Genomic DNA, 21,319 nt, shown 5'->3' on the forward strand with positions numbered 1-21,319 from the left:
CATTGCTTACTTCTTGCCTGCGGTAACAGTCTTCTTCTTACGGGTCACCACAACAGCACCAGCGATAACTACCACAACGATAACTACCACGATGTAAATCCAGACATTGCTGCCTGTGGAAGTTTCCTCGACGCTTTCCTGGGGAGCTTCCTGGGGAGCGGGCGTCGCTGCAACAGAGCTATCTGCGGTGGTTGCCTGTTCGGCCGGTTGCTCTACAGTTACTTCCGTCTGCGCACGAGTCAAAATCATAACAGGCGAGAAAGAACTCATGGTCAAAGTAACCATGCCATCACCAGGCGTGCAGGGAATGACCTCAACATTCATCCCATCAACGGTGATGCTCTCATCTGCCTGCAACTTTTCCGCAACAGCCTTGGCATCCGTGAGATCGCCAACGAAATGCAGCGCAAGCACATCGCTTTCCGGCGTGATACCGTCCACCTTTACCGGGATCTCTACGCTGCCGCCTGCGGCCAGCATCTGTTCCATATCGCCACTCACAGACACGTCAAAGAGTGCTGCCGCTTCGTAGTTGTCCATATTATCATAGTCTGCAGCTTCCGTGGCGGCAATCTCAGCTTCCACTTGTGCCAGTTCCTGTTCTGCTGCAGCAATATCATCTTCACTGGCACCGTCCGCCTTCAACTGCTCCACCTTGGCCGACAACTCATCACGCTGTGCATTCAGTCGCTCAACGGTCACTGCCTTGTTGGCTGCAATCTGTGCCTCAATAGCCGAAGTAACTTCATTTGTATTGCCAAACCTGCTCACCAAATCACTGGTGGAATTGGTAGCCAGCGCAGCATAATAAACCACATTGGTCTTATCGCTGGTAGGCACATCCAATTTTCCAGAATAATCCAGCGTATTGGCAACATTGGTTACGAGAATACCGCCGTCGGACACATCGACTGTAGATTTCACGCCAGAAGCATCCGTAACCGTAAGCTGGTTGCCCGCCAACTCGGGACCAGTCTGGTAAGAGCTGTCAAACCACCCAGCAGCCGAAACGCCAGTCGCCAAAGTTGCTGCCATAGCAGTTGCCAAAAATGCAGATACAAGCTTTTTCATACATTTTCCCTCCATTGCTTTTGCTTATTTGTTTTTTACTGAATGCTGCCCATAACCATACGTTTTACCGTATTCCTTGTTATAGTAATAGCCAGATCGATAATAGCGATGGTAATACACATTTGATTTACTATTCATATCCGCTCGGTTGAGTACAATTCCAAGAAGAGGAGTCTCTGTCCGTTTGAGAAGCTGTACAGAGTTATCAACCATTTTACGCGGTGTTGAGCCGCTTCGTACAACCAGAACGGTTCCATCACAGTGGGTAGCAATATTCAAAGCATCCGCCACACTGCCGATGGGCGGGGTATCGATTAGAACATACTCAAACATTCTCTCGCAGGTTTCGATCATCTGGGAAAAGCGAGGGCCTTCCAGCAGGATGGTCGGGTTGGCAATGGCCGAGGCCACCGGCAAAATATAACCGTTGGGAATGCTTGTCTGATACAGCACATCATCAAGTTCCGATATACCTGCCAGATAATGGGCACCGCCCGTGAGTTTTCCTGTACTGCTTAGACCATACTTACTGCGCAGCTCCGAATTTCGGAAGTCACAGTCAATCAGCAGCGTAGGCGTGCCCACTTCCGCCATCTGTTTCCACAGCTGCATGGCCACAAAACTTTTTCCTTCATTGGGAACACTGCTGGTCAACATCACGGTTTTTACCTGATCACCGCAGAAGCCAAGGTTTACACGAAGCTGGTTCAGCGCCTCCGACATATCAAAGGGGAGTTCCGGCATATTGCGAATCTGCAATTCTTTCATTTTGTATCCCCTTTCTTGTGCTTGTTTTTCTTCTTTTTCCGTTTACGCCCGGCACTGTTGAAACTACCCAAATCTCCTTCCGGAATCGTAGCCAACGGCTGCACACCAAAATACTTGGCAATGTCATCCGGGGTAACGAAGGTATCGTTCATCAAGAACCGTACCAAAAGGACCGCGCAGCACAGAACTGCACCAGCCAACCCGCCAAGCATCGTATTCTTTGAATAGCTTGGGCTGGACTTTCCGGAAGGCGCAATGGCATCTTCCACAAGGTTCGGCGGATCTGTTTCCATGATATTCGGCAAGTAAATTCCCGCCTGGCGCACCAGCTCATTGGCAATATCAGCCGATTGCTGCGGATCCGAACTGGTCACCAGGATTTTCAGAATCCGTGTATCCTGCGTGTTGCTAATGCTGATCATGCTCTCCAATGTTTTATAGTCCATATTCAGGGAGAGGTTATTGATCACATCCTGCAAAAGAGGTCGGCTCAGAAGCAGCTCCTGATAGTCCGCTGTCAGCGAAGCACCAATCTGCAAGTCCGACAAATTCACCACTGAGTCATTGGAAGCCGATACAATGTAAATTTTAGCAGTTGCCTGATATAATGGCGTTACCAGAAAATAAGTATAGGAAAAAGCCACAGCCGCGCCAAGAATCAGGCAGAGAACAATCTGCCAAAGGTGGCCCCAGAAAAGGTAAAATACCTCTACCAGGTCTATGGTATCCTCCGCTTCTTGCCGCATTGCAATCACCTGCGGTTCAATTGGATATTCACTTAGTGTCTGTCGCTGCATATTTGCTTCTCCCATCAGCTATTACTTTTCTCGTAGAACAATGTCAGCATCGTCTGCTGGAGGCTGTCTTCATCCAGATAATAGGCAATGTGGTTATCCTCCACTTTGGACTCGCCATCGATGGTCAACAGATCCAGCTCGGTGTACTCTTTCATATACTGTCCCAGCTCTGTAACAGTTTTGCTGCCCATGTTGGTAACCATATAATCGAAGACTGCATCGTAGGCACGTACTGCAAAATCGGCATCCTGCTTTTCCATCTGTTTTTCAAGAGCCGCAAGATACTGCCGCTGACGTGCCATGCGGGAAAGATTGGACTGATCATCCACGTCCCTGCGGGCTCGCACGAAGGTCAACGCCTGATCTCCCTGCAAAGTCACAACCGTTCCCTCCTGGAGAGACGGATCCACTGCAGAAAAATCAGAGGAAACCTCTACCGGCACACCACCGACCATATCATTCAGAATGGCCACAGCATCCATGTTGAGTGCCATATAACCATCAATTTTTTGTCCATTGAAAAGGTTGGAGACGGTGTTTACCGTGTTTTCACAACTTTTCTTCTTTCCATCTCCATAGGAGTGGGCCAGCGTAAGTTGTTCAAACTCCGTTCCTATAACTTTTCCCGTCACCCCAAGGACAGGAACATCAACCATACTGTCTCGGTTCAGCTGCAGGATCTGCCATGTCTTGTTAATATGATCCACCACAAGAAGCATCTGCACATCAGCCTGTCCACCGCCAATATAGCTTTCCGTTCCGACGGCTTCTCCACTTTCGTCAATTCCCATCAGGAGCCAGGTCTGAAGGCCTTCCCGCTGAATATAATCGACGCCATTGTACGTAATATGTTTTCGTTCCTGAACGGCCGCTTCAGAAGTGAGTTCTGCATTAGCCGGCACATCATATTGATTATGCTCCCAGCTTGTGATTACCTTGAACACAAGCAAAGCAATCACAACCAAAAGAACCACAGCCACCGTTGCCCGGATGGCATCTTTACGCCGGATATGGCGATGTGAATAATTTGTATGACTCATACAGATACGAAATGTGATAGCAACATCATCTGGGCATTTTCATCCATATCAAGGAGGAATTGTTTGCCCAGTTTGCGTTCCACCACTTTTCTTCCCTCCCAGAGATTCGGCGCTCGACTCTTCATATTATGGCAGTCACTGCCCAACAATGGTTTGGCGGTATTTTCCAGAATCTCTAGTGCAGATTTTCGAGTTCTCCAATGTTGAAGAGCGCCCGCATTCACCTGCATAGGCAATGAGTATAGCCGGTCAAGCCATCTTTTGTTAGATCCAACTGTCAGCCGTTCCGGGTGAACAAGAACCACGTCAAAACCCGAATCCCAGGCCAAGGACATAACCTCATCAATCTGGAATGAATTCCAGTCGCTATATGGCATCTCCAACAAAAGCGTATTGGTTCCTTCCACGCAAAGACTATGCAGTTCCTTTTCTTCACTGATTCCGGAGTAATAAGCAACCTCTGCGCCAAGAAGGATGGAGATCGAAAAGGACTCCATCGCCGGTTGCAACTTTTGCCAAGCGGCAGCACGACGTGCCAGAAATGTTTCTACATTCATCCTTTCACGGTAGAAATGCGGTGTAGCGCATACAACATCTACATTGTGCTGTGCCATTGTTTGAAGGATCTTCAGAGAAGTGTCAACTCCATCGCTTCCATCATCGATTTGGGGCAAAATATGTGTATGTAAATCAATGATCGTTTTTATCGCCCCCAATCGGATTTTCGTAAAAAGCAATACGGTGCGAATGCTTCACCGGAAATCTGCACAAATTCCATTTTTAACTTCTAATTGTACTTTTACATCTTATCATGACAGGCACAAAAAATCAACGCGAAACAATCTTTTTCGCCCCTCATTCTATATATTAGACAAAAAGTGCCAAAACAATTGAAAACTGTTCGTCAAGACAAACGTATTGTCCTTATCAAATCCGGACAATATTTCCACAAATTATTATTTTTCCATTTATTTACGTTCTTTTTCTTTTAATTTTATAAAAAAATATACCACCTACCAAGGTCTGTTCGCCGTTGCAATGCACTCAGGAAAATCTGGTTCGAGTCCCCCTTATTGATCATAGACCGCTCTTATCCATCGTTTTGTCTATTGGATCATTTTCATTATCTGCCCGGTTATGGTTTATCTGGCAACGTTCGAGGAAAATTGCACGGATTCATTTATATAACATTTACATTTCTTCCTTTAATGTTCTATAAACATTGCTTTCGTGAATCCCAAAGTTTTTTGTCCCCTATGGTGCAAAAGACCGCTTGCCGGAATGGACCAACTCCTTTATAATACAACCACAGCAACTTATTTTTGTAAGGAGAACACAGAATGGAACAGCGCAAATTCGGAAAAACCGGTCGCATGGTGAGTGAGATCGGCCTGGGCACCTGGCAGTTGGGCACCAAGTGGGGCGAGCCGTTCAACGAGGAAGAAGCCCAGAAGATTCTGGAAGCCAGCTACGAAAACGGCATCCCCCTGATCGACACCGCCGACATCTACAACGGCGGAAACAGCGAGCGGCCATCGGCCGGTTTCTGAAACAGCATCCCGATCACTTTTTTGTGGTCACCAAATGCGGGCGGGGGCTCAAGCCCCATGCGGCGGAGGGTTACACGCCGGAAAACATCGAACATTTTGTAGACGGCAGCTTGCAGCGGCTGGGTACCAAGAGACTGGACCTGGTGCTGCTGCATTGCCCGCCCACATCGGTATACCAAAAGGACGAACTTTTCACCGGTCTGGACAAGCTGGTGGAAAAGGGAAAGATTGCCGCTTACGGTGTGAGCATCGAGAAGGTGACCGAGGGGTTGCAGGCGCTGGAATACCCCATCTCGGCCATTGAAGTCGTCTTCAACATGTTCCGGCCGAAACCGGTAGAAGAGTTGTTCCCCAAAGCCCAGGCACAGAATGTGGGGATTCTGGCCCGTGTGCCCCTGGCCAGCGGTCTGCTGACCGGCCGCTACACCAAGGATACGGTTTTTGGCCCCAAAGACCACCGCAGCTTCAACCGCCACGGGGAATCCTTTGATAAGGGCGAGACTTTCTCCGGGGTGGATTACGAACTGGGCTTGCAGGCCGTCGCGGAGCTGAAACAACTTTTCGGTACGGATCATCTGATTCCCTATGCCCTGCGCTGGATTCTGATGCATGACGCTGTCAGCGCAGTCATTCCCGGTGCCAGCAAGGCCGAACAGGTTTTGGCCAATGTGAAAGCCGCCGAACAGCCGCCCCTGACTCCGGAACAGATGCAGGGTGTGGCCCGCATCTATGACCGGTATCTTCGTGCTTCCATTCATCCTAACTGGTAATTCGGTACAGAAAACAGGCCCTGCCGGAGCAATCCCCCGGCAGGGCTTGTTGTTTGTTTCAAAACGTGGGCGCATTGCGCCGGGCGGCAGTTTCCGCCGCGGCAATCTCCATCAGGCGGGGTTCCGCATGGGCAAAGAACCGCCGGAAGGCCGCGCAGTAATAGTTTCCGGTCTTCCCTGCCCCGTCGGTGACCCAGTCCCGCGGACAGCCGCCAAAACACAACCGCTGCCATCGGCAATCCCCGCATTCCGCCGGGCGCTGCAATCCCCGCCGCAAAAAGTCCACGGCGCGTTCGCTCTTGCTGAGTTCGGCCAGAGATGTCTGCCGCAGGTTTCCCAGCTTCCAGTCATCCAGGGCAAAAAAGTCGCAGGGATACACGCTGCCGTCCCCTTCCACCACCGAGTAGGCCCCGCATCGCCCGCTGGTGGCACAGGTGGAAGGCGGCAGCCCCATAGCCAGGTGCACATAGTCCTCAAACAGGCGGAGGCTGGTATACCGTCCCTCTTTCCAGTCCCGGTACCAGGCGTCGAAAAGCACGCAGAGAAAGTGACCGTAGTCGTCCGGTGTGAGGGACCAGGGACGCCCACCCCGCACTTCCCCTATTGGGTCCAGGCAGGGAATGAATTGCAGGTACCGCACCCCCGTTTTCTGCAAGGCATGGTAGATGCGCCCGGCGCTTTTGGCACAGCGCTTGGTGACCACGCACAGCAGGTTGCAGTCCGCCCCTGCCCTTTGCAGCATGGCCAGATTCCGCTGTATCCGGGTCCAGGTACCCTTGCCGGAAGCATCCACCCGGAATTCGTCGTGGAGGGTCTTGTCCCCGTCCAGAGAAACGCCCACCAGGAAATGGTTTCGGGCCAAGAAGACTGCCCAGTCCTCATCCAAAGCCAGCGCATTGGTCTGGATGGCATAGGACACCGGCAGGCGGTTCGTGTTCTGCCGCCGGGTCTCGGCCACAAAATCCCGGAAAAACGGCAGTCCGGCCAGGGTGGGTTCCCCGCCCTGAAAAGCCACCTGCAGGCTGCCGTCCGGGCCGGCTGCCTCCAATGCCTGGCCAATCATCCGCCTTGCGGTGTCCCGGGTCATAACTCCCATGCTGGCCTGGGTGCGGTTGGCGGCCTCGTCCTCATAAAAGCAGTACCGACATCGCATGTTGCACAGACTGGAGGCCGGTTTGACCAACAGATTGACGATCGGCATTGTGTTCTCCTTACTCCACTTTCCTGCGGCAAAGTTCCAGAAACCGCTGCATGGAAGCGGTCAGATATTTTTCCTTGTGCCAGGCAGCCACCCGGGTCCGCTGCAGAGCGTGCCCCGCAATGGGACGCAGGCAGACCGTTCCCACCGCGGCGTCTTCCCGGACCCGTGATTCGGGCAGAACCGCCACACCCAGACCTTCGGCGGCGGCGCGCAGCAGCGCTTCGGTGCTGATGCTCTCCCACGCAATGGACATGGGCAGCCCTTGTTGGACCATGGCGTTTTGCAGCACCGCCCGGGCGGTGCTGCCCCACTCCCGCACCAGCAGCGGCACCCCGGAAAGCTGTTCCAGGGTAACGGCCGTTCCGGCAGCCAGCGGGTCATCCGGCGCCATGATAGCGCACAGAGAATCCGAGCCGATCTTCTCGGTGCGCAGATCGGGATTGGCAGGCACACTTTCCATCAGGGCCAGGTCCAGACGGTTTTCGCACAGGGCGGCGGTCAAGGTGTCGCCGTTGGCCACAGTGACCCGCAGTTCCATGCCCGGATTCTGTGCCGCAAACTGCCGGACCAGGGACGGCAGGACCGTGCCCCCCAGGGTAACGGTGGCCCCCACCCGGATCACGCCCAGGGCATCCCAGTCCCGCAGGCCGATTTCAATACGGTCAAAGTTATCCAGAAGCGGCAGCGCCTGGGAATACAGGCGCCGCCCTGCTTCGGTGGGCGACAGATGCCGGTACATCCGCTCAAACAGACGCACACCGTAATACTGTTCCAGTTCCCGCACAGCCCGGGTAACCGCCGGCTGGGTCATGTGAAGCTCTTCCGCCGCGTGGGTCACGTTTTCCTGGCGGTACACTTCCACAAAAATGCGCAGATGGCGTATGGTCACGGCAAACCTCTCTTTCCGACAAAAAACATATGAATATCATAAAAAATCGGCATTTTACGGCGACGGTCCTTTGGAGTATGATAGTAGCAAAGTCAAACGGGAGGAAGAGTATGGACCAACAGCATCAGCCGACAAGCCGGGCCGCCCGGCTGCGGGCACTTTTTTTCAGCACGCTGTACATCAGCGCCTTTACCTTCGGCGGCGGATTTGTGATTGTCACCTTTATGAAACGGAAATTCGTGGACGAACTGCACTGGATCGATGACCAGGAAATGCTGGATATGGCCGCCCTGGCCCAATCCTCCCCCGGAGCCATCGCCGTCAATGCGGCCATTCTGGTGGGCTGGCACGTGGAAGGTCTGGCCGGCATGGTCGTGGCAGTGCTGGGCACCATCATCCCGCCCATGGTCGTTTTGTCGGTGATTTCCTTTTTCTATGCCGCCTTTGCCTCTAACCTGTATGTGTCGCTGGTGCTCAAGGGCATGCAGGCCGGTGTGGCCGCCGTCATTCTGGATGTGGTCTGCAGCCTGGGCGGCGATGTGCTCAAAACAAAGTCCCCTGTGTACATCGGGCTGATGGTGGCGGCGTTTGTGGCCAATTTTGTGTTTGATGTGAACGTCATCCTGATCATCCTGGCCGCCGCTGCCTTCGGTGTGGTGCGTGCGGTGTTTCAGCAGGGAAAGGGGGCCAGATCGTGATCTATCTGCAGCTTTTTCTCAGCTTTTTGCAGGTGGGCCTGTTCAGCATTGGCGGCGGCTATGCAACCATGCCTTTGATCCAGAACCAGGTGGTGGAACTGCACCCCTGGCTGACCCTGCAGGAATTCACCGACCTGATCACCATTTCCCAGATGACCCCCGGGCCCATTGCCGTGAACTCGGCCACCTTTGTGGGCATCCGCATCGCCGGTATTCCCGGTGCCATCGTCGCCACCCTGGGATGTATCACCCCGGCCCTGATTCTGGTTTCGCTGCTGGCGTTTGTATACAATAAGTATAAAGATATATCTGTATTGCAGAATGTATTGTCCTGTCTGCGCCCGGTGGTGGTATCCCTCATTCTGGGAGCCGGGTTGTCCATCCTGGCCTTGGTACTTTTCAACGGCCAGACCCCCGATGTACAGGTGGTGGACTGGATTGGAACAGGCAGCTTTGTGGTGGCCTTTGTGCTGCTGCGGAAGTTCAAGTGGAATCCCATCCTGACCATGTGCCTGTGCGGTGCAGCGGAACTTGTGCTGCATCTTTTGCCGGTGTAAGGGGGGCTCTTTCCACCCATTATACGGAACCGGAAGGAAAACTGCAACCGCAGCTTTGCAGCCTGCCCTTTGTGCGGGCAATTTCTCCGTATAAGAAGCCCTCCGGCGCGGGAACCGTCCTGCGCCGGAGGGCTTTTTCGTACAATCAATCCAACGGGCTTCACTGATACTGTGCATTGAGGAACAGTGCCTTGACGGCCACCACCTCATCGTATTCTTCCTGGTCCACCTGCACATCGGCGTTCAGGGATTTCAAATCCTGCTTGACCACGTCCAGGGCCTGGGCGGGGGTATCGGCCCGGCCATCCCGCACGGCGCGCTGCATCCGCTGCAGCACCACCGGATGGGCATACCGGACGGGCACCGGGAAGTTGGGGCGATCGGACAGGTAGCGCTGCATCTCCTCCTGGGCTTTCTGTTCCTGTTTGAGGATGCTGTGGCGGTTGTTGCGGGCAGTGGGCAGCACGCTGAACCCGGCAAAGGTAAAGACAGCTGCCAGACCGAACAGGGCAAAATACACCCCAAATCCGCCCTTGCCCATCACGAGGCACCATAATCCGTATACGATGCCGAGAATACCCAGGGCGGTGATGGCCATGGCCACCCACCGGTAACTGGGGCTGGAGCGCTCATAGGCGCGTTTTCGCTGGGCCGCACGACTCAGATTCTTGCTCAGTTCCGGCTTTTCTTCCAGGTAGTCGATGGCCTGCTGCAGCTCCTGTATCACCTTTTTGCCATGGGGTGTCAGCGGGGGACGCCTGCGTTCGGCTTCCTCTTTTTCCGCCTGCCGCCTGGCCAGGCGTTCCTCGGCGGCGGCGCTGACCAGCTTGATCTGGGGCTGTTCCTTGGCCAGTTTGGCCAGAAAATCATCCACCTGTTCTTCGTGTTTGAAGTTGCACTGTTTCTGTTGGTCGTTGTCGAATTCCACCACCAGGTAGGGCATACTGGCAAACACGCCCCGGCCGGTGTAGCCGCCGCGGCTCATGGCCACCCGCTTGAACACCCGCCGCACCGCCGAGATGGGCACATAATACCGGCGGTCGATGAAAAAGCTGTTCAGATACAACGCCTTTTTGCCCAACCCGCAGGGACCGATCTTGCGGCAGTTCTTTTTGTCGGTTTCCAGCTCCCGGGGGTCCAGGCGGGCGGTGCTGAGGGGATAGGGTTTGAAGATCATGGCGTAAAACCTCGCTTGTTTGGAAGATACGCCAACACAAAAGCCGGCCGCTTTTGAACAGCGGCCGGCTCCTTGTTGTACGTTTGCCGGCTCAGCCGCGCAAGGCTCAGGCCTGCGCTTTTGCCGAATGTCTCTTGGTGGCCATCAGGAAGATGACGAGCAGGGCAATGGCAAAGATGATACCGATGGGATACGCAACCGCGGTGTTGTACACGGTGGCGCCGTCGGCCGTCTTGCCGTTGACCAGGCCGCCCAGGCATTCCGGAGCCAGGATGAAGTAGGTGCTGGAGACCGCGCTCATGAAGGTAGCGGGCACAGCGGTGATCCAGAAGTTCTTCTTTTCCACATACAGGAACATGGAAGCGGCCCACAGAACGATCATGGCCAGGGTCTGGTTGGTCCAGCTGAAGTAACGCCAGATGACGGTGTAATCAATGTAACCCAGGGCATTGCCGATACCCAGAACGGCACCGACACCCAGAACGGGGATGCAGAGCTTCAGACGGTTGGCATAAGAGCCCTGATCGATCTTGAACCAGTCGGCCAGAGTCAGGCGAGCGGAACGGAAGGCGGTATCGCCGGAGGTGATGGGGCAGACAACCACGCCGATCATGGCCAGCGCGGTGCCCACACCGCCCATGGTGCGGGAGCAGACGTCGTAGATGGCCGCAGACTGGCCTTCTGCCAGAGCAGCCGCCAGGCCGGTGTTCAGACCGCCGGTGACTTCATACAGAGCGCAGCCGGCAGCGGCCCAGATCAGGGCGATGATGCCCTCGGCGACCATAGCGCCGTAGAAGACGAAGTGGCCCTGCTTCTCGCTCTTCATGCAGCGCGCCATCAGGGGCGACTGGGTGGAGTGGAAGCCGGAAATGGCACCGCAGGCCACCGTGATGAACATGAAGCTCCAGACGGGGGTGGCAGAGGGGTGCATATTGTACAGATGGGTCCAGATTTCGGGGATGGTGAATTCGGGGTTGGTGTAGATGCCCACGATGACACCAATGGCCATGATGACCAGGCAGATACCGAACAGCGGATAAATCTTGCCGATGATCTTATCAATGGAAACGAAGGTAGCGATGAAGTAATAGATGAGAATCAGCACCAGCCAGAACAGGGTGGTGGCCAGGAAGCCGGTAGCACCGAAGTTCTTGCACAGGGTGACGATCAGGCCGGCAGGGCCCACCGCAAAGACGGTGCCCACCATGATCAGCAACACCACCGAGAACACACGCATGACGTTCTGCATGGCGTGGCCCAGATATTTGCCGGTCACTTCGGCGATGGAGCCGCCCTCGTTGCGTTCGCTGATCATACCGGAGAAGTAGTCATGAACGCCGCCGGCAAAGATGGTGCCGAAGGTGATCCACAGGAACACGATGGGTCCCCACAGAGCACCCTGCATGGCGCCGAAGATCGGTCCCAGGCCAGCAATGTTCAGCAACTGGACCAGGAACAGCTTCCACTGGGGCATCACGACATAGTCAACACCGTCATTGATGCGCACGGCGGGAGTTTCGCGATCGTCCGGGCCAAAGGTGTTGTCCACCACTTTACCGTAGGTAAAGTAGCCGATCACCAAAATGGCGAGGCAGATAACAAAACTTACCATAAAGATTCCTCCCTTTATCATTTCAGCACCGTTTCGCGCAGTGCTGTTTTTACAATGTTTCACAGGGTTTCTCTACTATGGATTTTCCTGATTTCCCCGTCTGTTATTATAGCACTCTGTCACAATAATTCAATATTTTTTTAATTTTTTTGTCCCATTTCGCCAATTTTCTGGAATTTTGACCCCACAGCGTGGTTTGTGCCGCGGATGGTTTTGGGACCTTTTGACGGGCGCATTTTTCCAAAAAGAAAAACCTCACGAAAGAACGTGAGGTTTTGAAACCGGATTTCTTTTTTCGGGCTTGCCGGGTGCAACCGGCACCGTTCCCGGCAAATCCGGGTTGTATTTTACAAAGTGCAGCAGCGCATGGGGTAGAAGAATTCAGGCATCCTCCTCGCGCCGGTCCCGGGCCCCGCCGGGAATGGTCTTGACCCCGAACAGGAAGTACAGCACATGGAACACCCACACGCAGCCCAGCACGATCCGCCCCACCGGCACCGCGTGCATCATGACAAAGCCGATACTCATGAGCACGGTCACCGTCGCCATGATGCGCACCTTGGTTGCGGTGGTCATTCCCCGCCCTGCCACATAGCTTTCCAGGTTTTCTTTGTACAGTCTGGTGGAGCGGAACCAGCGGTCCAGCTTCTCGGAACTTTTGCCGAAGCAGACCGCCGCCATCAGCAAAAACGGGAAGGCCGGCAACAGGGGCAGCACCGCCCCCACCCCGCCCAGAATCAGGCCCAGGAAGCCAAGCATCAGGTACAGCATTCGTTTCAGATTCATTGTTGGGTCTCCTTTTGCAGTTTCTGCCGCAGCGTTTCGGCCATATGGCGCAGGGCCAGGCCCGGGTGTACCAGCAGCATGCGCGGGCCGGAAAACCGCATCACCTGCCGGATTTTCTCCCGCATCTCCGGTTTGTAGCAGTGTACCGGGCACTGGGAACAGAAGGTCTTGTGCTCCATAAACGGGCAGCGGGCGCTGCGAGCCCGGGCATATTCCAGCAGAGCGGCGCAGTCGGGGCAAAGTTCTCCTTTGGTGTGGTGCTGCTTGCGGCAATACAGTTCGATCATACAGGCCACCACCTGCTGTTCCCGCTCCCGCTTGTGTTGCACCTCCATCAGCTGCACCTCCCGGCGTCCACCGTCACCACCCGGTCAGCAACGCGCATGGTGGACTGCCGGTGGGATACCAGCACCACCGTGCGGCCTTCCCGTTCCCGGCGCAGGGATTGCAGAATGACCGCCTCGTTCAGGCTGTCCAGGTTGCTGGTGGGTTCGTCCAGCAGCAGGAAGGGTGCATCGTGCAGGAAGGCACGGGCCAGGCCAAGACGCTGGCGTTCACCGCCGGACAGGGTGTCCCCCAGTTCCCCCACCGGGGTATCATACCCCTGGGGCAGAGAGAGGATGAACTCATGCACCGATGCCTTGCGGCAGGCTTCCTCGATCTGGGCGTCGGTGGCGTCCAGACGGGCAATGCGCAGATTGTTGCGGATGGTATCCTGGAACAGATGGGTCTGTTGGGTGACATAGCCCTCCATCCGACGGAGGTCGACGGTGTTCACCTGCCCCACCGGCCGATCGGACAGGCGGATTTCTCCCTTGTCCACCTCCCAGAAGCGCATGAACAGCTTGAGCAGGGTGGACTTGCCGCTGCCGCTGCGCCCCACAATGCCAAGAATCTGATTCCGGGGCACCTGCACCGACAAGTCCCGCAGGATGGGCTGGTCATTGTAGGCAAAACTGACCCGCTGGGCGTCGGCACCGGTAAACTCGGTGGGTGCCTGACCGGTGACATCCCGCACCAGCGGGGTTTCCTGCAGAATATCCAGCACCCGGTTGCCTGCGGCAAAGGTGTTCTGCAGGGTGCCGCCCAGGTTGGCCAGGGCCACCGTGGGACCGAAGGAGCTCATCAGCGCCACGGTGGGCACCAGAACTCCGTCAAATCCCACCTGCCCAGAGCGGTAGAGAACCGCCGCAGCCAGCAGCATGGCCAGGTCAAAGAGCAGAATCAGGGCGCTGGTCAGGGACATGCCCCAGCCTGCCGTCCATTTCAGGCGGGCTTCCTCCTCCACCAGAGCCCGGGTGCGGGCATCCAGTTCCTGCCGCCGCCGGGCCCCCTGGGCGTACTGGAGGGTTTCGGACAGACCGCGCAGGCTGTCCAGCACAAAGCTGCTCAGTTCTCCCGACCGGGTGCGGAACCGCAGCCCGTGGGCTCCGCTGGCCCGGGAAATCAGCACCGGCACCACCAATCCGATGCAGAGGTAGGCGCCCAAAGCCAGCAGCCCCAGCAGCGGATGATACTGCCCGATAAAGAGGGTGAGCACACCGCTGAACAGCACCGCAATGAGCACCGGGGAGATGGTGTGGGCGTAAAAGACCTCCAGCAGTTCGATGTCCGAGGTGATCACGCTGATCAGGTCGCCCCTATCCCGCACTTCCAGCTTGGCCGGAGCCAGTGCCCGCAGCGCCCGGAACACCTTGTCCCGCAGCAGGGCCAGCAGCTTGAAGGCGATGAAATGGTTGCAGGCCTGTTCCCCGTACCGCAGGGCTGCCCGCATCACCGCCATGACCGCCATGGCGATAAACAGGCCCGTCATGCCCAGCGGTGCCGCCAAGCCTACCACCGTGCACAGAGCGTACACCCCGAACACGGTGAGGAAGGCGGCGCACAGATGCCCGGCCAGCCCCATGGTGACCGCCAGGGCCATGTATCCGGACAGGGGGCGGACCAGACCGATCAGCTGCCCCATCACCGCAAAACCGCTCCGTCGTTTCATTGGGTTTCCTCCTCACACAGATTTTCCAGTTTTTGCTGGGCGTTCCACAGCCGGGCATACACACCCCGCCGTTCCAGCAGCTCCCCATGGGTACCGGCCTCCACCACCTGGCCGTTCTGCATCACATAGATGCGGTCAGCAGGTTCCAGGTTGGCCAGCCGGTGAGAAATCAGAATCACCGTTTTGCGACCAGCCATGGCGCGGATGCGGTCCATGATCACGTTTTCACTCTCCACATCAATGTTGGAGGTGGCCTCGTCAAAGATGTACACCGGGCTGTCGTGCAGGATGGCCCGGGCCAGGGCCAGGCGCTGGCACTGCCCGCCGGACAGGTTGGCGCCGCGCTCGGCCACCGGCGTATCCAGACCCTGCTCGCTGCGCAGGAAGTCCGCCAGGCGGACCTCCTCCAGCACCCGCCACAGCGCGGCGTCGTCGGCTTTCGGGTTGCCCATGCGCAGGTTGTCGCCCACCGTGCCCTTGAACAGGGTACTCTGGTGGCCCACATAGGTCACATTGGCCAGCAGGCTTTCCTCGGCGATTTTATCCAGAGGTACACCGCCCACGGTGACCCGGCCGGACCAGCCGCGGTTGCGTCCGGTGAGCACCCCGGCCACGGTGGATTTGCCGCAGCCGCTTTCCCCCGCGATGGCCACAAAGGCGCCCTGCCCGATGGGCAGGTCCACGCCGCGCAGCACCGGACGGTCCGGCTCATACCCGAAGGTCAGGTCCTCACACCGGATGGAAACATCCCGGCCGATGGTACGGGTGCCCGGCTTGGGTTCGGGGGTGTCCAGCAGGCGGAAGATTTTTTCCGATGCAGCCATGCCGTTCATGGCAATGTGGAAGTAGCTGCCCAGCAACCGCATAGGCAGAAAGAAATCCGCCGCCAGCAGCATGATGAACAAAGCCCCTTCCAGCCCCACGTGGCCGTTTCGGAAAGCCACGGCCGCCAGTACCATGCCCGCCGCCGCGCCGCCGTAGGCCACCAGGTCCATGATGGTGATGGAGTTGAGCTGCATGGTCAGCACTTTCATGGTGATGCGGCGGAATTTTTCCGATTCCCGGTTCATCTCCTCGTTCTTGAATCCGTCCGCCTGATAGATTTTCAGGGTGGTCAGCCCCTGCAGGTTTTCCAGAAAGGTATCCCCCAGGGCGGTGTACTGGCCCCAGTATCTGCTCAGCAGCTTTTTGGCCCAGGTCTGCACCGCCGCGATGGCGGCGGGAATCAGGGGCACGCAGACCAGCAGCACCGCGGCCGCCGGCAGGTTGACGCCAAAAAGCACCGCGAAGAGGGTCAGGGGGGCCAGCATAGCATAAAAGAACTGGGGCAGGTAGGCGCCGAAATAGGTTTCCAGCTGTTCCACCCCTTCCACTGCCACCTGCACCACCTCGCCGGTGCTGACCCGCTCCCGGTAGGAGGCGCCCAGCCGCAGCAGCTTGTCGTAAATCAGTCCCCGCAGCCGCAGCTTGACCGCCCGGCCGGACAGATAGGCCATGCGGGAAGCCCCCACGCCGCAGGCGATGCGCACCGCCACCGCCCCCAGTACCAGGGCAGCCGCCCGGGCCAGGGAAAGGGGCGCGCCGGTCCACAATCCGGCCAGCGCCCGGCAGAAGATGCCCATGATCAGGATGTTGGTCGCCAGGGATACCCACTGCAGGGCCACGTTGGCGGCAATGTACTTTTTGCTTTCCCCGACCGTGGCGATCAGGCGCTTGTTGATCATCATGAAGAACGTTTCCTTTCCGAAGATTTGAGGGCGCGGCGGCGGGCAAAGCCGTGGGCCGCCATGGCGCACAGGCACAGGATGCCCAGCACCCCGTGCACCGCCCCGGCCAGACCGCCCTGCATCAGGGCCGGCACACCGGTGGCAAAGGCAGCCAGCAGCAGAACCAGCAGCCCTACCCCCGCACCGGTGAGCTTTTTGCGGCAGGCAATCATATGCCCCACGCACAGCACCAGAAAGATGCTGGCAGCCATCTTATGCACCACAGACCCTGTCAGCGGCTGCAGCACCGTGAGCAATCCGCTGAGAATCAGGGCTCCGTACAACAGTTTTTTTCTCATGACTTGTCCTTTTCCCTCGCCGTAAGTTTGCTATGACTAACTTTTATTTCAAAGTAAAGCGCGCCCATGGTTAGAGCGCGCTAACTTAAGTATATTACCATGCCGGTCACAGTTTGTCAATCATTCCGAAAAAAAGTTTTTTTGATGACAGAATGGTGCTTTCCCCTTGCTTTTCCCGGCCAATCCGGGCATACTGTTGATAAGAGCCAACAAGGAGGACCTTTCCCATGTGTACAAGCATCACCGTATCTTCGCCCTTATGCCTGCACGGGCGCAACCTGGACCTGGAATATTCCTTTGGGGAACAGGTGGTCATCACACCGCGGGGGTACGAATTCCGGTTTCATTGCCGCCCTTCCCTGCCCAAGCATCTTGCTATGATCGGCATGGCCAATGTGGCCAACGAATATCCATTGTATGCCGAGGCGGTGAACGAAGCGGGGTTGTATATGGCCGGGCTGAATTTTCCCGGCAACGCCTTTTACCCGCCCCGGGAGGAAGTGACCGGCGAGGCCGTGACCCCCTATGAGCTGATTCCGCTGGTGCTGGGGCAATGCGAAACCCTGGCCCAGGCCCGGGAACTGCTTGCCTCGGTGCAGCTGGTGGGCATTCCCTTTGCCCCGGGCTATCCTTTGGCACCGCTGCACTGGCATATTGCCGACGCCATCGGGGCCCTGGTGGCGGAGCCCAGGAAAGACGGGCTGCATCTGTATGAGGACCCTGTCGGGGTGCTGACCAACAATCCGCCCTTCCCGTACCAGCTGGCAGCGCTGAACAATTTTCAACATTTGTCCCCCAAACCGGCGGAAAACCGGTTTGCCCCTGCTCTTCCCCTATCCGTCTACGGGCAGGGCATGGGCGCCATCGGGCTGCCGGGGGATTTTTCGCCCCAGTCCCGGTATGTGAAAGCCTGCTTCCTGAAGGCCAACGCAGTGTGGGGGGACACTCCCTCCGAAGCAGTAGCCCAGTTTTTCCACGTTCTGGACGGGGTGGCCATGGTGCGGGGCAGTGTGCGCACGCCGGAGGACAAGTGCGACATCACCACCTATTCCTGCTGCATGGATGCCGAAAAGGGCATTTACTACTTCAAGACCTACGACAACAACCGCATCCGGGCGGTGCACCTCCACGCCGAGGGCCTGGAATCCGGCAGCCTGTTCCGGTTTGCCCTGAAAGACCACCAGGATGTGGAACATCTGAACGGCAAGATTCCCGAAACCCGCTGAAACCGCAAGAGCCCGTTTCCGCAGCTGCGGAAACGGGCTCTTTTTCTTATTTCTTCTTGGTGTTGCCGCCCATCCGGCGATCCCGACGGGCGTATTCGGCCAGAGCCTCGTCGAAGCAGGCTTTGTCGAAGTCCGGGAACAGCACCGGGGTAAAGTAGAATTCGGCGTAGGCGCACTGCCACAGCAGGAAGTTGGACAGCCGCTCCTCCCCGCTGGTTCGGATCAGCAGGTCCACCGGGGGCAGGTCACGGTACAGGTGGCTTTCGATGGTGCGCTCGTCAATGGCGGCGGGATCCAGCTTGCCCTCCTTCACCTCGCCGGCGATGGCACGCACCGCGTCGGTGATCTCGGCGTGGCTGCCGTAGTTCAGACAGAAGTTGACGATGCCCTTCTTGTTGTCCTTGGTCAGGTTCATCATGTAGTCCATGGCGTCCAGAACCCGGGGCTGCAGGCCTTCCCGCCGGCCGCTGAACAGCACCTGGCATTCCCGCTCGTTCATCTCGTCGGCAATGGTGCGGAAGTTGTTGGCAAACAGGTCCATGAGGTAGCCCACTTCCTTGGCATCCCGGGCAAAGTTCTCGGTGGAAAAGACGTACAGGCTCAGTACATGGACGCCGCAGTCCCCCACTGCGTAGCGGGTGATCTCCTTCAGGCGCTCAAACCCGGCTTTGTGACCCAGGCTGGCGGGCATCAGCCGCTGACGGGCCCAGCGACGGTTGCCGTCCACAATGATGGCGGCATGGGTGGGAATGCGTTTTTCGTTGGCAGGCATGGTTGTCTCCTTTTCACTCTTGGGCCGACTGGGGCGGCACGGTCTCGGGGGCGGTTTCGCCGGGATGCTGGCGCCGCCAGTTCAAAAAGCTTTCCAGAATGACGGCAGCGGAAACCGAGTCCAGCCGCTCCTTGCGCTTGGCGCCGAAGGTATCGTTGCCGGCCAGGATGGCAGCCGCCGACACGGTGGTGCGCCGCTCATCCCACAGCACCACCGGCATACCGCAGGCGTCGGCCAGACGCTGGGCAAAGCGGCGGCTCTTGGCGGCGCGGGAACCCTCGGTGCCGTCCATATTTTTGGGCAGGCCCAGCACCACGCCTTCCGCCTTTTCCCGGAAAGCCACCGCCGCCACCGCCTGGGCGGCGCGATTCATGCTCTTTTCCTCGATCTGCGGCGTGATCGGTGCGCAGACCAGTTCGGTGGGGTCACACCCGGCCAGGCCGGTGCGGGAATCCCCGTAATCCACTGCAATCCATTTCATTGGCAAAGCCCTCCAAACCGATGCAAAATGTACGGCGCAGGGCCGCTTGTTCTTTCATTATACCATTGGGGCCCGTTGCACACAAGGCAATGCTCACAGGTGCATGCGCTTGTCCAGCCGCTGGGCCAACAGGGCGGCCAGCAGAATCTTGAGCGCATCTCCCGGCAGGTAGGGCAGCACGCACCAGACTAGGCTCTGCCACACACCGGTTCCCGTGATGACCATGAACCAGACGGTGCCCAGGGCATAGCAGCCCACGCAGCCCACCGCCATGGCGGCACACATGCGCCAGAATCCACGGCCCCACACCTGCACCAGCGCGCCGGTGAGCAGCGCTGCCAGCATGAAGCCGATGGCATAGCCGCCGGTCTTGCCGAAGAGCACCGCCGGACCGCCGGAAAGCCCGGCCATGACCGGAACCCCCACCGCAGCCAGCAGCAGATACACCAGCTGGCTACCCGCGCCCCACACGGCACCCAGCAGCAGCCCCGACATGTACGAGGCAAACAGCGCCAGATTGATGGGCACGCCCCAGGGCATGGGAACCTGGATCTGACTGCAGACGGCGGTAAGGGCGGTGAACAGGGCGCACAGGATCATCTTGCGCAGGCGCAGATGGGTGGTGGTATGCATGGAGGCATTCCTTCTTTCCTTGTTGTTTTAAGGCCGCGGGGGCGGACATCACTTGTTTTCAGTATATCGCAGGGGGCACCGCCGCGTCAACCGCAGACAAAGGAAGAAGCCCCGGCAGAGCCGGGGCTTCCATTGGGAAGGTAAACCGTATAGGGGGAAATCGATTAGCGCTGGATACGGCCGGAACCGTCGCCGCCAGCCAGCTTCTCCACCTCGGAAACGGTGACCATGTTGTAGTCGCCTTCGATGGAGTGCTTCAGAGCGGAAGCAGCCACAGCGAACTCCACGGCATCCTGGGTGCTCTTGCCGGACAGCAGAGCATAGATCAGGCCGCCGCCGAAGCTGTCACCGCCGCCGACGCGGTCGATGATGTGCAGGTCGTACTTCTTGCTGAAGCAGTATTCGTTGGAAGCAACGTCGTAGAGCATGGCGCTCCAGCCGTTGTCGAAAGCGGAATGGCTCTCACGCAGGGTGATGGCAACCTTCTCGAAGCCGAACTTGTCGGCCAGCTGCTTGGCCACGCTCTTGTAGCCTTCGCGGTTGATCTCGCCGGCGTAGATGTCGGTGGCTTCGGCCTCGATGCCGAACACGTCCTTGGCATCCTCCTCGTTGGAGATGCAGACGTCCACATACTGGCACAGGTCGGTCATGGCAGCGCGGGCTTCCTCACGGGTCCACAGCTTGCCGCGGTAGTTCAGGTCGCAGCTGATCTTGACGCCATGAGCCTTGGCAGCCTTACAGGCTTCGCGGCAGATGTCGACGACATTGGGGCCCAGGGCCGGGGTGATGCCGGTGAAGTGGAACCAATCCACGCCTTCGAAGATGGAATCCCAGTCGAAATCGGCAGTGGTGGCTTCCTGGATGGCGGAATGAGCACGGTCATAGATGCAGACAGAGCCGCGCTGAGAAGCGCCCTTCTCGTTGTAGTAGATGCCCACACGGTCGCCGCCACGGACAATCTTGGTGGTGTCCACGCCGTAGCGGCGCAGGCTGTTCACAGCGGCCTGGCCAATGGCATGGGCAGGCAGCTTGGTGACGTAGATGGCATGGGCGCCATAGTTGGCCAGAGAAACGGCCACGTTGGCTTCGCCGCCGCCGAAGGTGAATTCCAGGTGATCAGCCTGCACAAAACGCTCGTAGTTGTACGGCTGCAGACGGACCATCAGTTCGCCAAAAGTAACAACATTCATGGGAAACTTCTCCTTTTATACTTGAACTTTTCAGTTTGGGTAC

The 21,319-nt window shown here is 57.4% G+C and carries 21 protein-coding genes and 1 pseudogene; 4 read left to right on the forward strand and 18 right to left on the reverse strand.

The annotated features are described in order from the left end of the window. Positions 1-6 precede the first annotated feature (6 nt). Genes H6B15_RS05350 through H6B15_RS05370 form a run of 5 tightly spaced genes read right to left on the reverse strand, consistent with a single transcriptional unit; the run spans position 7 to position 4,413 of the window. Positions 7-1,071, reverse strand: coding sequence for a hypothetical protein (locus H6B15_RS05350; protein WP_204646878.1), 1,065 nt, complete (start codon positions 1,069-1,071; stop codon positions 7-9). A 24-nt stretch (positions 1,072-1,095) separates the two neighbouring features. Further along, positions 1,096-1,839 (reverse strand): CpsD/CapB family tyrosine-protein kinase, encoded by a 744-nt coding sequence (locus tag H6B15_RS05355; RefSeq protein WP_204646880.1) that lies wholly within the window; start codon positions 1,837-1,839, stop codon positions 1,096-1,098. Next, positions 1,836-2,636 carry a YveK family protein gene (locus tag H6B15_RS05360; protein ID WP_204646881.1) on the reverse strand — a complete coding sequence of 267 codons (801 nt, stop codon included), beginning with the start codon at positions 2,634-2,636 and terminating at the stop codon, positions 1,836-1,838. The genes H6B15_RS05355 and H6B15_RS05360 overlap by 4 nt, the downstream gene beginning before the upstream one ends. Positions 2,637-2,650: 14 nt before the next feature. Next, positions 2,651-3,676, reverse strand: coding sequence for an LCP family protein (locus H6B15_RS05365; protein ID WP_204646882.1), 1,026 nt, complete (start codon positions 3,674-3,676; stop codon positions 2,651-2,653). Then, positions 3,673-4,413, reverse strand: coding sequence for a CpsB/CapC family capsule biosynthesis tyrosine phosphatase (locus H6B15_RS05370; RefSeq protein WP_345941941.1), 741 nt, complete (start codon positions 4,411-4,413; stop codon positions 3,673-3,675). Before H6B15_RS05370 ends, H6B15_RS05365 begins: the two co-directional genes overlap by 4 nt. A 636-nt stretch (positions 4,414-5,049) precedes the next feature. Here H6B15_RS05370 and H6B15_RS05380 point away from each other — a divergent pair. Continuing rightward, positions 5,050-5,996 (forward strand): annotated as a pseudogene (locus H6B15_RS05380) (aldo/keto reductase). 58 nt (positions 5,997-6,054) lie between these two features. On the opposite strand, the gene H6B15_RS05385 reads toward H6B15_RS05380, so the two are convergent. Together H6B15_RS05385 and H6B15_RS05390 are read right to left on the reverse strand one after the other, a co-directional pair. Next, positions 6,055-7,197 carry an anaerobic sulfatase maturase gene (locus H6B15_RS05385; protein ID WP_204646885.1) on the reverse strand — a complete coding sequence of 381 codons (1,143 nt, stop codon included), beginning with the start codon at positions 7,195-7,197 and terminating at the stop codon, positions 6,055-6,057. A gap of 10 nt (positions 7,198-7,207) precedes the next feature. Further along, positions 7,208-8,086 carry a LysR substrate-binding domain-containing protein gene (locus H6B15_RS05390; RefSeq protein WP_204646886.1) on the reverse strand — a complete coding sequence of 293 codons (879 nt, stop codon included), beginning with the start codon at positions 8,084-8,086 and terminating at the stop codon, positions 7,208-7,210. A gap of 110 nt (positions 8,087-8,196) precedes the next feature. Between H6B15_RS05390 and H6B15_RS05395 the strand changes: the two genes are divergently transcribed. Both H6B15_RS05395 and H6B15_RS05400 read left to right on the forward strand, forming a co-directional pair. After that, positions 8,197-8,784, forward strand: coding sequence for a chromate transporter (locus H6B15_RS05395; protein ID WP_204646887.1), 588 nt, complete (start codon positions 8,197-8,199; stop codon positions 8,782-8,784). Continuing rightward, positions 8,781-9,341, forward strand: coding sequence for a chromate transporter (locus H6B15_RS05400; protein ID WP_204646890.1), 561 nt, complete (start codon positions 8,781-8,783; stop codon positions 9,339-9,341). Before H6B15_RS05395 ends, H6B15_RS05400 begins: the two co-directional genes overlap by 4 nt. Positions 9,342-9,501: 160 nt before the next feature. On the opposite strand, the gene H6B15_RS05405 is transcribed toward H6B15_RS05400, so the two are convergent. From H6B15_RS05405 to H6B15_RS05435, 7 genes are all read right to left on the reverse strand, one after another. Further along, positions 9,502-10,518 (reverse strand): ATPase P, encoded by a 1,017-nt coding sequence (locus H6B15_RS05405; protein WP_204646892.1) that lies wholly within the window; start codon positions 10,516-10,518, stop codon positions 9,502-9,504. A gap of 106 nt (positions 10,519-10,624) precedes the next feature. Further along, on the reverse strand, positions 10,625-12,130 hold the full coding sequence (locus tag H6B15_RS05410) for a carbon starvation CstA family protein (RefSeq protein ID WP_204646893.1): 1,506 nt from the start codon (positions 12,128-12,130) through the stop codon (positions 10,625-10,627). Positions 12,131-12,511: 381 nt separating this feature from the next. Next, the gene (locus H6B15_RS05415) at positions 12,512-12,916 is read right to left on the reverse strand and encodes a YbaN family protein (RefSeq protein WP_204646894.1); all 405 of its coding nucleotides are present in this window, start codon (positions 12,914-12,916) and stop codon (positions 12,512-12,514) included. After that, on the reverse strand, positions 12,913-13,251 hold the full coding sequence (locus H6B15_RS05420) for a nitrous oxide-stimulated promoter family protein (RefSeq protein ID WP_204646895.1): 339 nt from the start codon (positions 13,249-13,251) through the stop codon (positions 12,913-12,915). The genes H6B15_RS05415 and H6B15_RS05420 overlap by 4 nt, the downstream gene beginning before the upstream one ends. Beyond that, positions 13,251-14,909 carry an amino acid ABC transporter ATP-binding/permease protein gene (locus H6B15_RS05425; protein WP_204646896.1) on the reverse strand — a complete coding sequence of 553 codons (1,659 nt, stop codon included), beginning with the start codon at positions 14,907-14,909 and terminating at the stop codon, positions 13,251-13,253. Before H6B15_RS05425 ends, H6B15_RS05420 begins: the two co-directional genes overlap by 1 nt. Next, a complete protein-coding gene (locus H6B15_RS05430) occupies positions 14,906-16,636 on the reverse strand; it encodes an ABC transporter ATP-binding protein/permease (RefSeq protein WP_204646897.1) in 1,731 nt (576 codons plus the stop codon). Before H6B15_RS05430 ends, H6B15_RS05425 begins: the two co-directional genes overlap by 4 nt. Then, a complete protein-coding gene (locus tag H6B15_RS05435) occupies positions 16,633-16,974 on the reverse strand; it encodes a heme transporter CcmB (RefSeq protein WP_204646898.1) in 342 nt (113 codons plus the stop codon). The genes H6B15_RS05430 and H6B15_RS05435 overlap by 4 nt, the downstream gene beginning before the upstream one ends. A 227-nt stretch (positions 16,975-17,201) precedes the next feature. Between H6B15_RS05435 and bsh the strand changes: the two genes are divergently transcribed. Next, positions 17,202-18,200, forward strand: a complete 999-nt coding sequence (bsh, locus tag H6B15_RS05440; protein ID WP_204646906.1) for a choloylglycine hydrolase — start codon at positions 17,202-17,204, stop codon at positions 18,198-18,200. A gap of 46 nt (positions 18,201-18,246) precedes the next feature. On the opposite strand, the gene uppS is transcribed toward bsh, so the two are convergent. From uppS to H6B15_RS05460, 4 genes are all read right to left on the reverse strand, one after another. Further along, positions 18,247-18,972: a polyprenyl diphosphate synthase gene (uppS, locus tag H6B15_RS05445; protein ID WP_204646908.1), complete on the reverse strand. Its 726-nt coding sequence runs from the start codon at positions 18,970-18,972 to the stop codon at positions 18,247-18,249. Positions 18,973-18,985: 13 nt separating this feature from the next. After that, on the reverse strand, positions 18,986-19,453 hold the full coding sequence (gene ruvX / locus H6B15_RS05450; protein ID WP_204646910.1) for a Holliday junction resolvase RuvX: 468 nt from the start codon (positions 19,451-19,453) through the stop codon (positions 18,986-18,988). Positions 19,454-19,546: 93 nt separating this feature from the next. Continuing rightward, on the reverse strand, positions 19,547-20,086 hold the full coding sequence (locus tag H6B15_RS05455; protein ID WP_204646911.1) for a biotin transporter BioY: 540 nt from the start codon (positions 20,084-20,086) through the stop codon (positions 19,547-19,549). 164 nt (positions 20,087-20,250) lie between these two features. Then, positions 20,251-21,276: a sugar kinase gene (locus H6B15_RS05460; RefSeq protein ID WP_204646913.1), complete on the reverse strand. Its 1,026-nt coding sequence runs from the start codon at positions 21,274-21,276 to the stop codon at positions 20,251-20,253. Positions 21,277-21,319: the final 43 nt, after the last annotated feature.

Origin of the sequence: Gemmiger formicilis (assembly GCF_016900095.1) — a bacterium.
Lineage (GTDB): Bacteria > Bacillota > Clostridia > Oscillospirales > Ruminococcaceae > Gemmiger > Gemmiger formicilis_A.